11 protein-coding genes and 1 riboswitch are annotated in these 14,178 nt (G+C 27.3%); of the genes, 10 read left to right on the top strand and 1 reads right to left on the bottom strand.

All coding sequences use genetic code 11. The features are described from left to right. Nucleotides 1-26: 26 nt before the first annotated feature. A complete protein-coding gene (locus CM240_RS01975; protein WP_044036022.1) occupies nt 27-2,321 on the bottom strand; it encodes a bifunctional diguanylate cyclase/phosphodiesterase in 2,295 nt (764 codons plus the stop codon). 269 nt (nt 2,322-2,590) lie between these two features. Here CM240_RS01975 and CM240_RS01980 point away from each other — a divergent pair, with 269 nt between their 5' ends. The 10 genes from CM240_RS01980 (at nt 2,591) to CM240_RS02025 (ending at nt 14,105) form a co-directional block, all read left to right on the top strand. Next, complete coding sequence (locus tag CM240_RS01980) at nt 2,591-3,949, top strand: MATE family efflux transporter (RefSeq protein WP_044036023.1); 1,359 nt, start codon at nt 2,591-2,593, stop codon at nt 3,947-3,949. A gap of 22 nt (nt 3,950-3,971) precedes the next feature. Continuing rightward, nucleotides 3,972-4,745 (top strand): carbon-nitrogen family hydrolase, encoded by a 774-nt coding sequence (locus tag CM240_RS01985; RefSeq protein ID WP_044036024.1) that lies wholly within the window; start codon nt 3,972-3,974, stop codon nt 4,743-4,745. Nucleotides 4,746-4,818: 73 nt separating this feature from the next. Continuing rightward, complete coding sequence (locus CM240_RS01990) at nt 4,819-5,157, top strand: zinc ribbon domain-containing protein YjdM (RefSeq protein ID WP_044036025.1); 339 nt, start codon at nt 4,819-4,821, stop codon at nt 5,155-5,157. A gap of 156 nt (nt 5,158-5,313) precedes the next feature. Next, nucleotides 5,314-5,751, top strand: a complete 438-nt coding sequence (locus CM240_RS01995; protein ID WP_051483636.1) for a hypothetical protein — start codon at nt 5,314-5,316, stop codon at nt 5,749-5,751. A 524-nt stretch (nt 5,752-6,275) separates the two neighbouring features. Next, nucleotides 6,276-6,512, top strand: a complete 237-nt coding sequence (locus CM240_RS02000) for an SPFH domain-containing protein (RefSeq protein WP_156930497.1) — start codon at nt 6,276-6,278, stop codon at nt 6,510-6,512. A gap of 180 nt (nt 6,513-6,692) precedes the next feature. Beyond that, nucleotides 6,693-7,613, top strand: a complete 921-nt coding sequence (locus CM240_RS02005) for a DUF5692 family protein (RefSeq protein WP_044036030.1) — start codon at nt 6,693-6,695, stop codon at nt 7,611-7,613. Nucleotides 7,614-7,972: 359 nt separating this feature from the next. Beyond that, nucleotides 7,973-10,231: a glycogen/starch/alpha-glucan phosphorylase gene (locus tag CM240_RS02010; RefSeq protein WP_044036032.1), complete on the top strand. Its 2,259-nt coding sequence runs from the start codon at nt 7,973-7,975 to the stop codon at nt 10,229-10,231. Between the two features lie 223 nt (nt 10,232-10,454). Further along, nucleotides 10,455-11,906, top strand: a complete 1,452-nt coding sequence (locus CM240_RS02015; protein ID WP_051483637.1) for a potassium/proton antiporter — start codon at nt 10,455-10,457, stop codon at nt 11,904-11,906. Nucleotides 11,907-12,006: 100 nt separating this feature from the next. Then, nucleotides 12,007-12,108: riboswitch (purine riboswitch) on the top strand. An 85-nt stretch (nt 12,109-12,193) separates the two neighbouring features. Next, entirely contained in the window at nt 12,194-13,534 is a 1,341-nt protein-coding gene (locus CM240_RS02020; protein WP_044036033.1) for a uracil-xanthine permease family protein, read from the top strand. Between the two features lies 1 nt (nt 13,535). Then, nucleotides 13,536-14,105, top strand: coding sequence for a xanthine phosphoribosyltransferase (locus tag CM240_RS02025; protein ID WP_044036034.1), 570 nt, complete (start codon nt 13,536-13,538; stop codon nt 14,103-14,105). Nucleotides 14,106-14,178: the final 73 nt, after the last annotated feature.

Here is a 14,178-nt window from a genome sequence, read left to right on the forward strand (position 1 = left end):
CTAGGCTATTTTATGTTCTGTAGAATCTAAAATAACAGTTTTTTCAATTCATTAAAAGTAAGTGGTTTTGAGAAGTAATAACCTTGAAAATAATCGCAATTTATTTTAGTTAGTTTATTAAATTGTTCTAATGTTTCAACTCCTTCAATTACTACTTCCATATCTAATAAGTGTGATATATTTTTTATATTTTCAATAATGCTAAAAGAGTTTTCTTCCGCCATATCAATGAAAATTTTATCGATTTTTAATATATCTAACTTATATTTTCTCAAGTAGTTAAAAGATGCATAGCCAGTACCAAAATCATCTAGTGCAATTTGTGCTCCGCGCTTATGCAATAGGTGTATATTATCATATACTGTGCTATTCTCATCTAAAATAATTGATTCAGTTATTTCAAAACATAAATTACTAAATTGTATATTATATTTATCAATTATTTTTTCTACATTATTAACAAAGTTAATATCAATTAATTGAGTTGGTGAAATATTTATACTAATTTGAAGAGAAATATTATCTTTATAAAGATCCTCAAAGTCTTTACATACCTTTTCAATTATCCAATATCCTATAGGAACGATTTCACCAATTTCTTCTGCACAATTAATAAAATCTATAGGAGGAATAAAACCAAGTTTTCCATTGTTCCATCGGATAAGAGCTTCTACTTTTTCAATTTTTTTTAATCTATTTACAATAGGTTGATAATTTATTGAAAACTCATCTCTATCTAGAGCATTTTTTAATTGAAATTTTATATCTTCTATCCTTTTGATTTTATTATAGGTATCATTATCAAAAAGTAATAATTCATTGCTATCAGAATTTTTCTTATTACTATACATCATGAAATCACTTTTCTGTATTAATTGATCAAAAGTTTCACCATCGCGAGGATATATAGAAGCACCAGCTGAAAATTCTACTACTATATTAGTATTATTAAAAGATATCGGTTTTAAAAATTCAGGTAAAACAATTGTATTGTAAAAGTTAAGTAATTCTTTATCATCAATGTAATTATCATAAATAACAACAAACTCATCACCAGAATATCTAGTTACAATTCCTTTATTTTTAAAAATATTTTTTAAGGAATTACTAAAGTTGATGAGTAATTGATCTCCTGCATTATGTCCAAATGAATCATTTACATATTTAAAGTTATTTAAATCAATAAATAGTAATGCAAATGATTTCTTGTTTTTTATTAAAGAAGTTCCTGTATTTAATAACATTTTTCTATTTGGTAAAGATGTAAGCTCATCATGATAAATTAAAGAATGTATTTTATTATCAACAGATTTACCTAAAGACTCAGAGATGAATTCTAATTGTTCAAATTCATTATCTACTTCTAAATCAAAATTGTTTTCTTCTAAATTTCTAAGTAATATTTTAAGTTTATCTAACGAGTTAATAATTGGTTTAAATACTAAATGTAAAATTCTCACTATGATAAATGAGGATATTATCCCCACTATAATTAATATAATTGTTGTGGTTTTATTTACCATTTTCATTTGGTGTTTATATAATGTTAAATTTTTATTAAAAGCAAAAATAATATCTATTTTGTCATTTAAAATTTTAGCGGTATAAAGTAATGACTTGTCAGAAGATATACTATTTAAGGTAATAATATTATCTCTTGATAAGTATTGAGAATTACCTAGATATATATATGAATTAAGTTTACCTAAATAAAAGTTAGAGTCTATATATTCTAATAAATCTTGTACAAATATATCTAAAATAACAGCACCTAAAGGTTCATCTTCATAGTATATATATTTTACTACACTTATAATATATTGTTCTGCATTTAAGTTTTTATAGATATCTGTAATAAATGAATTTTTTTGATTGTTTAAATATTCATTTTCAAAAAACCAAGGACGATTTTTTATATCCATTTGTTCATATAAAGTTCCATGAGAAAATAGATATTCGCCTTTTAAGTTTACTATATTTATAGTTTTTATAAATGGAAGTGGATTTATTATTTCTTCGAATGAATTAATCTGATTTTTAATTAATTCTATATCTTCCTCACTGGATATAGAGGTATCTCTATTTTCATTCAGCACCTTTAATATTTTTTCATCATAGCTTATTTTTTCAGCGGTAGCTTTTAAAATATTAGTCATATTATCAATAGTTGATATTACTTGTGTATAATAAGTGTTTCCTATGAATTTTGATAATTTGTTAGAGCTATATGTTATTAATGCTATATTAATAATTATAATAAATGATATCGATGCTAAGATGATTGCTGTAAGTTGTAAGTTTATCTTTTTAGAAATTTTCAAATTTATTCACTCCATAAATTTATTTCAAAAGTAACTATAATATTTTAATATATTTATAGATAATATAAATACAATTTTTATGTTTATTTTTAAATAGTTAGAATGTTCTTTGTATCATTAAAGATTAATTAATATATTGCACAAAATAATTGAAATTTATTTATTGACAATGTAAATTTATATATAAAAGAAACAAATATTAATTATAGAATTAGTTAATATCCTAGATAGATTTGTTTTGCACTAAAATAAGAAAGGAAGGTGATGGAATGAAGAGTCTAGAAGTTGATTTGTTAAAAGGAAATATTTTAAGAGCTCTAATTATATTTGCAATACCACTTTTTATATCGAATTTATTTCAGCAATTATATAATACTGTCGATGTAATGATAGTGGGTAATTATTTGGGAGACACATCTTTAGCAGCAATAGGTGCATGTGCTGCGATATATGAGTTACTAGTAGGTTTTGCATTAGGAGTAGGTAATGGACTTAGTATAGTTACAGCAAGAAGTTATGGTGCAAATGATGAAGATTCAGTTAAAAAATCAGTAGCTGGTTCCTTGGTTATAGGTGCTGGAATAACAATTATAATAATGATTATAGCTAAGGTATTTTTATTACCATTGTTAGAATTATTAAATACACCCTCAAATATTATAGAGGAATCCTACATATATATTTTTACAGTATGTATATTTGTTGGTGTAATGTTTTTATATAATCTTTGTGCTGGAGTTTTAAGAGCTATTGGAAATAGTATTATGCCATTAATATTTCTTATAGTATCTTCTATATTGAATATTGGGTTAGATATATTGTTTATTACTAAGTTCGATATGGGAATTAAGGGGGCTGCTGTTGCAACGGTTATTGCACAAGGAATTTCAGCAGTACTTTGTATAATATATATTTACAAAAAATGCCCAATTCTCATACCAAAGAAAGAACATTTTGTTTTTGATAAGGAATTATACAAAGAATTATTGGGACAAGGACTATCTATGGGAGTTATGCTTATGATTGTATCTGCGGGTACAGTTATTTTGCAAACAGCTATTAATAATTTAGGATATTTAATTATTGCAGGACACACAGCTGCTCGTAAACTTAATAGTTTTGCCATGATACCTGTATCATCTTTATCAATGAGTCTTGCAACTTTTGTTTCTCAAAATAAAGGAGCAAATCAAGGATATAGAATAAGGGAAGCTGTACGTTATGCAAATATAATATCAGTAATTTGGGGCATCATTATCACTGTTATTTTAATTTTCTTTGCACAAATATTTATGAAGGTATTATCAGGATCAAGTGAAGATATAGTAATCAATAATGGAGTAAGATATTTATTATGGAATTCACCTTTTTATGCTGTACTAGGAATATTGTTAAACTTAAGAAATGCACTTCAAGGAATAGGGGAAAAGCTATTGCCTTTAGTATCAAGTATTATAGAGTTCTTTGGAAAAATAGTATTTGTTATTATATTTATACCAAGTCTTAAGTATTTTGGAGTAATTATTTGTGAACCAGTAGTATGGTGTTGCATGTGCTTGCAGTTAGCGTATTCATTTTATAAAAATTCTTATATTAAACAATATAGAAAGAAATCTTTAAATATTTAATTAGGGGGAGTATGGAGATTAGATGAGAATTGCATTAGCACAAATTGATATAGTATGGGAAAATTTTAAGGAAAACATAGAAAAAATAAAAAAATTTGCATATGAGGGAAAAAAGAAAGACGTAACTCTAATTCTGTTTCCAGAAATGAGTTTAAGTGGATTTACTAATAATTTAGATGCATTAGCTAAAAATGAAGATGAAATAGTAAAAGAAGTTATAGACATAGCTATAAAGAATAATATAAATATAGGATTAGGATTTGCTATTAAAGTAGGAAATAAGGGGAAAAATAAATTTGTTATTGTATCAAGAAAAGGTAAAGTTTTGAGTAATTATACTAAGATACACCCATTTACTTTTTCAGGAGAAGATAAGGTATACGATAAAGGTAATACTATAGATATTTGTGATATTGAAGATGTAAAATTTGCTTCATTTATTTGTTATGATTTAAGGTTCCCCGAGATTTTTCAAGTTGCTTCTAAGAAGGCTCAGGTTATAACTGTAGCTGCTAATTGGCCAAAAGAGAGAGAGGACCATTGGATAACTTTATTAAGAGCTAGAGCTATAGAGAATCAATGTTATGTTTTAGGAATTAATAGAGTTGGAATTGGAAATGGCTTAGAGTATAGTGGAGCATCTATATTTGTGTCTCCCAATGGGAAAGTGCTAAATGAAGTAAATTCTAAGGAAGAAATTGTAATAAGAGATATAGATATTGCTTTAGTAGATGATATAAGAAATAGTTTTGATATAAAAAAGGATAGAAGAGAAGATTTATATAGTAGTCTCTAATTTGTTAATATTAGTAGTCTATGATATTATATAAGCCGATATTAAATTGAAAACTTTAGGAGGAAATGAAAATATGGATCAATTACCAAATTGCCCAAAATGTAATTCAGAATATACTTATGAAGATGGGAATCTTTTAGTTTGTCCAGAATGTGCATATGAATGGACACCTGGTTCAGAAAATGAAAATGGAGATGAATTAGTAGTAAAAGACGCTAATGGAAACATATTAAAAGATGGAGATACTGTAACAGTAATAAAAGATCTTAAAGTTAAAGGAAGTTCATCACCAATTAAAATAGGAACGAAAGTTAAAAATATTCGTTTAGTTGATGGAGATCATAATATTGATTGTAAAATTGATGGTTTTGGAGCTATGAGCTTAAAATCTGAATTTGTTAAAAAAGCATAATCTTTAAGTTATAAAATGGCTGTCGTAAAACAAATGAAAATTTGTAAATGCGAGAGTCATTTTTTTACTTTGAAATAGGTTTGTAGCTTTATTTGTCTCACAAGAAGTAAATAAGATATATATTATAAAGTAAATGATATTAATGGAGGATTGAAGTTGAATTATAATTCAAATAACTATTATAACTTTAGTGAAAATGACATAAGAAGCTTAAAGTTATTAGATGAGCAACTTCGTGCTCAAACCATGTTTATATATTCAGATTATTTATCCTACCTTGCAACAATTGAAGGTATACAACTTATTTATAGTAAATATGATTCTAATATAACGAACATATATAATCCTGATATCACAACATTACAATCAATATATGCTGCTATTGTGGCAAGATTAATGCTTGCAGATGTAGCATTTACTAAATATGATATTTTAATTAAAAGATTTAAAAATGGAGAGATAAACTTTTCACTTCAACCTAATGATGATATTAATACTGCAAATATATTATCTGCATTAGGATATATGTATGCTTTACGTGGTGCACAAGGAATTTATGAGAGAGATATTAGTCAACCTGTGTTTGGAATATAATTATTAATAAAACAATATATGAAAAACTTTAAATACTTACTAAGTGGTGAAAAGAGGGAAATCATCATTTTTTAAGGGCTGTTGTACATAGGGTGTGGCAGCTCTGTTTTGTTAAAAGATTTATTGTTAGAAAATTATTGACGATATGAGTAAGGACATTAGAGAGTTAGAAGAAAGTTTAAGGACAGTAAAAAGTGAGACTGAGGCATCTATTATAAATAAAGACAGAATTAGAAGAAGATAATATTGATAAAATGGAAAAAATGCAAGATAAGTTATCTAGGGATATAGATGTATTAAAAGATATTTTAAAGGAATAGAACCTTTTGATTTTAAAGAGCTAAAAGTATATTCGCCAGATTATATATCTGGATATTTATCTGAAAATTATTCAATAGATTTAGAAACTGGTTATGATGAAGCTAAGAAGAAAATGAATAGTGAATTGTCTTCTATGGCAAGTAGAGAGAGTAGAAAAGAATATGATCATGCTAGAAATATAAGAATAAATAGCAAATTTTATAATGAAACATATAAGAATCTATTATTCCCTATTTATGCAACATCATATATCTAATGGAATATGTGAAGATTTAGATATGGAAATGTGTAAGATAGGAGTTGAGATTACTAGCTTTAGCATTAGTAATTTTTCATATCCGGAAGAAGTACAAGAGATGATTATAAAGGCAGCATCACAAAATATGCTTGGTGATGTAGACAAGTATCAAAAAATAGCTATGGTAGATGCAATGGCATAAGGGAAGAAAGGTGGTGTTATTGTATACTTTGAATATATATAACATCATCTTTTTTTAACATATAGAAATATAAAATACATTATTGACAAAATAGTACACGATAAGTAAAATTATGAGTGAATTTTATAAAGTTTACAAAAGAAGAAATTAGGTACTTAATTGAGATACTAAGGAGGAATAATGTTTCTATTTGATAATATTACATGGTACTCAGCAATTATGTGGTTTGTAGTACTTTTCATTTTGATGTTGATAAATGAAGTTGCTCGAAGAAGCAAATGGTTTTCTATATTTTTATGTGTAATTTTGCCTATGATATTAACTATTTTTGTATGGCCTAAAACAGCTGGAGAGGATTCTAGTACAGGAACTTGGTTCCATTGGGTAAAAGTATATTCTGCATTGGCAGGGTGTCTTGGATTTATGGGAATTAGATATATCAAAGGATGGAAAGATAATAGATATATTTTAATGTTTCCAGCTATTATATTGGCAATAAATATGCTTGAAGCAGTAATACGTGATTTTCAATGCTTTGGATACGCTGAAGGAATAGTTGATGGAGTATGGATGGTTGGTGGACCTTGGAATATATTAAATGGTATTGCGGGTATATTGAATATACTAACTATATCTGGATGGCTTGGTATATTTGTTGGTAAAGATAAAAATAAAGATATGTTATGGCCTGATCAATTATGGTTTTGGATTATAGCATATGATATTTGGAATTTTGCATATGTATATAATTGTGTTTCAGATCATTCCTTTTATGCAGGAGCGGCACTTTTAATATCATGTACAATACCAGCATTGTTTATAAAGAAAGGTGCATGGATACAACATAGGGCATATACTTTAGCCGCATGGATGATGTTTACTATGTCTTTTCCTAATTTTGTACAAGACTCTATATTTGCAGTACAATCATCACATAATACTACTGCTTTATTTATTGTAAGTTTAGTATCGTTTATAGTTAATGTAATAGTGTTTGTATATCATTATTATAAAATATTTAAGTATAAAAGAAATCCATTTAATAAAGATGTACATACTGACTTAAAAGATTACAAAGAAATTGTTGAAAAGAATAAGTAATATAATTTTGTTAAAAGAGCTTTGCAATTATAGAATTGTATAAGCTCTTTTTATGATATTAATATGAATAAAATACATGTGTGACAAATAAAAGAATATATTATATAAATACTACAGAGTACCATAAAAATGTAAATGAAAACCTTTTAAATTTAACTATAAAAGTATAAAAAGTAAAAATAAAGCATAAATTACTAAAACTTGCATTATAAATGTACAAATAATATTAAAAATATACAACAACAATATGGATAAACTTGATAAAATATAATTGTCTTCAGAGGAAGCGATTTCAATATAACGTAACTAACAAATTATATGTTATATAATAAATATAAATTTAAGGTGAGGGAAAGTATATGTTAGAAAATAACTTAAAAGAAATTTTAACAAAAAGATTTAATAAATCAATTAGCGAAGCTAGTAATGAAGAAATATACTTAGCTTTATTAGAATTAACAAAATCAAATATTAAAGCAAAGGGAACTAACAAAGGTAAGAAAAAGCTTTACTATATTTCTGCTGAATTCTTAATTGGTAAGCTATTATCTAACAACTTAATTAACTTAGGTCTTTATGATGAAGTTAAAGAAGTATTAGCTAAAAACGGAAAAGAATTAACTGAGATTGAAGAAGTAGAATTAGAACCTTCTTTAGGAAATGGTGGTCTTGGAAGATTAGCAGCATGTTTCATAGATTCTATTGCAACTTTAGGATTAAATGGAGATGGTGTTGGATTAAATTATCATTTTGGATTATTCCAACAAGTATTTAAAAATAATAAACAAACAGCAGTTAAGAATCCATGGATTACAAGTGAAAGCTGGTTAAACAAATCAGATATTAAATTTGAAGTTCCATTTGGAGGATTTACTTTAAAATCAACTTTATATGATATAGATGTAACTGGATACAATGAAGCATCAAATAAACTTCGTTTATTCGATATTGATACTTTAGATGAATCATTAGTTAAAGACGGAATAAACTTTGATAAAACAGATATAGCTAAAAACTTAACATTATTCTTATATCCAGATGATAGTGATGAAGCTGGTCACTTATTAAGAGTATATCAACAATACTTCATGGTAAGTAACGCTGCTCAATTAATCTTATTAGAAGCAGAAGAAAATGGATATGATCTACACAAATTACATGAACATGTAGTTGTTCAAATCAATGATACACATCCATCAATGGTTATTCCTGAATTAATAAGATTATTAGGATTAAAAGGAATTGGAATGTCAGAAGCTATAGAAATAGTTACAAAGACTTGTGCATATACAAACCATACTATTTTAGCTGAAGCATTAGAAAAATGGCCAATTAAGTACTTAGAAAAAGTTGCTCCACAAATTGTGCCAATTATCGTTGAATTAGATAACAGAGTTAAAGCTAAATATGATGACGAAAAAGTTTATATTATAGATAAAGAAAACAGAGTTCACATGGCTCATATGGATATCCATTATGGATTCAGTGTAAATGGTGTTGCTGCACTTCACACAGAAATATTAAAGGATGAAGAATTAAAACCATTCTATGATATTTATCCAGAAAAATTCAATAATAAGACAAATGGTATCACTTTCAGAAGATGGTTATTACATTGTAATAATGAATTAGCTTCTTATATCACTGAACTTATTGGTGATGACTTTAAGAAAGATGCTACTAAGTTAGAAGACTTATTAAAATATGTTGATAACAAAGAAGTATTAGCTAAACTTGATGAAATAAAGAAGCACAATAAAGTTGCTTTAAAGAAATACTTAAAAGAAACTCAAAACTTAGATATCAATGAAAATTCTATATTTGATATTCAAATTAAGAGACTTCATGAGTATAAGAGACAACAAATGAATGTTTTATACATCATTAACAAGTATTTAGAAATCAAAGGTGGTAAGAAGCCAGCTACTCCAATAACTATGATTTTTGGAGCTAAAGCAGCACCAGCTTATATCATAGCTCAAGATATAATTCATACTATCCTTTGCTTACAAGAAATCATTAACAATGATCCAGATGTTAATAAGTACTTAAATGTTGTTATGGTTGAAAACTATAATGTAACTAAAGCTTCTAAATTAATTCCTGCTTGTGATGTTTCAGAACAAATTTCACTTGCATCTAAAGAAGCATCTGGTACTGGTAACATGAAGTTCATGTTAAATGGTGCTTTAACACTAGGAACTGAAGATGGAGCTAACGTTGAAATTCATCAATTAGTTGGAGATGAAAACATCTATATCTTCGGTGAATCAAGTGAAACAGTTATTGAACATTACAAGAATGCTGATTATGTATCTAAAGAATTCTACAATAAGCCAGCAATTAAGAAGTTAGTTGACTTTATCGTAAGTGATGAAATGATTAAAGTTGGTGACAAAGAAAACTTAGAAAGACTTCATAATGAATTAATCAATAAAGACTGGTTCATGACTTTATTAGATCTTGAAGATTACATCAAGACTAAGGATAAAGTATTCGAAGATTATTCAGATAGAGATGCATGGATGAGAAAAGTAGTAATTAATATTGCTAAAGCTGGATTCTTCTCTTCTGATAGAACAATTGCTCAATACAACGAAGATATTTGGCATCTATAAGATGATTATTAAGGAGTTGTTGCACAATATTTGTGCTGCAACTCCTTATTTTTATTTACAACTATAAGAAGATTAGAAATGATAAAATGATATATATTCTTTACAATTAATAACAAAAAGTAGATTTTTATAAAATTATTTATTAATTTATTAATAAAAGTATCATTAACCTTAATTTTCTTATATAATTTAAATATAAAGAAAATTAAGGGGAGGGTGATATATGGTTGAATTAATGATTATTTGCGGACTAGTCTTATTAATTTCCATTACATCTAGCAAGGTACTATATAAATTTGGTGTACCTATGCTATTAATATTTATGGTGCTTGGAATGTTATTTGGTTCCGATGGAATTGTAGGGATATATTTTGATAACTATAAGCTCACTAGTGAACTTTGTTCTATGGCGTTAGTGCTTATAATGTTTTACGGTGGATTTGGTACCAATTGGAATATGGCTAAGCCTTCAGCAGTTCCTTCTATATTGATGTCTACAGTAGGGGTAATAATAACTGCAGTTTTAACAGGACTGTTTTGTGATTTAGTATTAGGTACTACTTTATTAGAGGGATTACTTGTTGGAGCTGTAGTAGCATCTACTGATGCAGCATCAGTTTTTGCTATATTAAGATCTCAAAAATTAAATTTGAAAGGATCACTAGCTTCATTATTAGAAGTTGAAAGTGGTAGTAATGATCCTATTGCATATATGTTTACATTAACAATACTAACTCTTATGGATAATAGCGGAGTAGGAAGCATAGTACCTATGTTAATAAAACAAATTGTATTTGGGTTATTAGTTGGAACAATTTTGGCTAAAGTCGCTGTTTATGCTATTAGAAATGCAAATTTTGAGGTAAAAGGGTTTTACACAATTTTTGTAATAGCTATAGCTATATTATCTTATGCATTAAGTGAATGGTTAGGTGGAAACGGATATTTAAGTGTATATATGGCAGGGATTATAATAGGTAATAGTAAAATACCACATAAAAAAAGTGTATTTCATTTCTTAGATGGAATCTCATGGATCATGCAAATTGCATTATTCTTTATTTTAGGATTATTAGCTTTTCCTTCAAAATTTCCTACTGTTATTGGAACATCAATAGCTATATCATTATTTATGTTATGTATTGCAAGACCAGTGGCCACATTTTTAACACTGCATCCATTTAATTTTTCTATAAAGGAGAAATTATTTATTTCATGGGTAGGTCTTAGAGGTGCTGCATCAATAGTTTTTGCAATATATGCTGTTACTTATGGAGTATCTATAGAGAATGACATTTTTCATATAATATTTTTTATAGCTTTATTTTCAGTATCGATACAGGGAACATTAATACCGTTTATAGCTAGAAAGCTTGATTTAGTTGATAATACTACAACAGTATTGAAGACTTTCAACGACTATTCAGGAGATATGAGTACTAGGTTGATTGAGCTTAATGTAACTAAAGATAATAAATGGATTAATAAAAGTATTATGGATTCAAATATACCAGAAGAAATATTGATAGTAATGATAAAACGCAAAGGTGAAGTATTAATCCCTAAAGGTGCAACAGTTATAGAAGAAGGCGATATTTTAGTATTAAGTGGTGATAATATAGAAGAATTAATAGAAAAAGAATTGCAAAAGGTTCCAAAAGAAAAGACGTCTTAAAATATATATGTTATTTGTTATGCATAAGAAAAATTACAGATGTGTTGATAAATATCGTATAAAATTTTATTGAAATATAATAATGTTCATAATATAATACGAAATATAACGTAATAAATCTCGTATATAATCGATAATATGGATCGAAAGTTTCTACCTGCAAACCGTAAAAGTGCAGACTACGAGGAGTTGTATTTCATTTATTTACCAAAAGAAGATTACTTTTGAAATAAAACACCTCAATATTAATTGAGGTGTTTTTTATTTAAAAGAAAAAGGAGTTTTATATGATTAAGAAGAATGAAAATAATAGTGGCTTAACGTACAAGGTAGATGATAATCCTTCATTACCGAAGAAAATTTTATTTGGACTTCAACATATATTTGCTGCATTTTCAGGCATAGTTGTAGTTCCACTAGTAATTGCAGGAACTCTAGGTTTTGATAGTGCAATGACTACAGCATTAATCAGTGCATCTATTTTAGCATCAGGTATAGCAACTATAGTACAAGCAAGAGGAATTGGAAAAGTAGGATCAAGAGTTGCTTGTATTATGGGTACAGATTTTACTTTTGTATCACCAGCAATTTCAGTGGGGCAAACATTAGGTATGGCAGGTATAGTTGGAGCAACTATTTTGGGATCATTTTTTGAAATTATTTTAAGTTATTTTATAAAACCATTAATGAAATTATTTCCACCAATAGTTACTGGAACTGTTGTATGTTTAATTGGTTTAACATTACTTCCGGTATCAATAGATTGGGCTGCTGGAGGAAGTGGAGCAGCTGATTATGGAAGCCTAAGAAATTTATCTATTGCAATGTTAGTAATGATAATAACATTAATATTAAATCGTTACGGAAAAGGAATGTTAAGTAGTGCATCTATTTTAATCGGTATGACTATAGGATATTTAATATGTATTCCTCTTGGAATGGTTGATTTTTCAGCTATTAAGGAAGCATCATGGTTTTCAATACCTAAAATATTTCAATATGGAGTAGTATTTGATTGGAAGGCAGTATTAGCTTTTATACCAGCATATTTTGTGACAACAATAGAAACTGTTGGGTGTTTAAAGGCTATAGGAGAAACTTCTAATATAGAAATGGATGAAAAGAAAGTCGGTTCTGGAGTTTTAGCTGATGGGGTAGGTAGCATCATTGGAGCTACAGTGGGATCTTTCTCTAATACATCTTTTAGTCAAAATGTAGGCTTAATTTCTTTAACAAAGGTTGCAAGTAAGTATGTAGCAGTTATGGCAGGAATAATTTTAGTTATTTTAGGACTATTCCCTAAACTAGCAGGTTTAATTAATGGAATTCCACAACCTGTACTTGGTGGTGTAGGAATAGTAATGTTTGGAACTGTTGCAGCGGCTGGAATTAAAACATTAAGTAGGGTAAAATTAACTGATAGAAATCTTTTAATAATTGCAACATCTATAGCATTAGGATTAGGAGTAACATTTAGACCAGAAGTTATATCAGAGTTACCAGAGGGGTTACAAATGATATTTGCATCAGGAATTTCAACAGGAACAATAGTTGCATTAGTATTAAACTTAGTTTTAAAAGAGAGTAAAGAGGAAATATTAGAAAATACAGAAGAGGGGATTGCATAGTATGGAATTATTAAAAAAACGTATTTTAGATGAAGGAAAAGCATTAAGTGAAAATGTATTAAAAGTAGATAGTTTTTTAAATCATGGTGTAGATGCAAAACTTATGTATGAAATAGGTACAGAATTTAAAAATTATTTTGAAAAGCATAATGTAACTAAGATTTTTACAATTGAAAGTTCAGGAATAGCGCCGACAGTTATGACAGCAATGCAAATGGAATTACCTATGGTTACATTAAAAAAACAAAGTTCTAAGATATTAAATGGTGAAGTATATCAAACTACAGTTCATTCTTTTACAAAATCTTTAGATTATCAGTTAACATTATCAAAAAAATATATTTCTGAAGATGATAATATACTTATTATAGATGATTTTTTAGCTAATGGTGAAGCAGCACTTGGAGCTATAAGATTAGTTGAGGAAGCTGGTGCAAAAGTTGCCGGTATTGGAATAGTGATTGAAAAGTCATTCCAACCGGGACGTAAGTTATTAGAAGATAAAGGTTATGATATTTATTCATTAGCGAGAATAAAAAAACTTGGTAAGGATTTAATAGAATTTATTTAAGTAATTTATGAATCATAGTATAATATCACTTTTGATTTAATAACTAGTATTTTACATTAATGAATTAATACTT

The organism is Clostridium bornimense (genome assembly GCF_000577895.1).
GTDB classification, from domain to species: Bacteria; Bacillota; Clostridia; order Clostridiales; family Clostridiaceae; genus Clostridium_AN; species Clostridium_AN bornimense.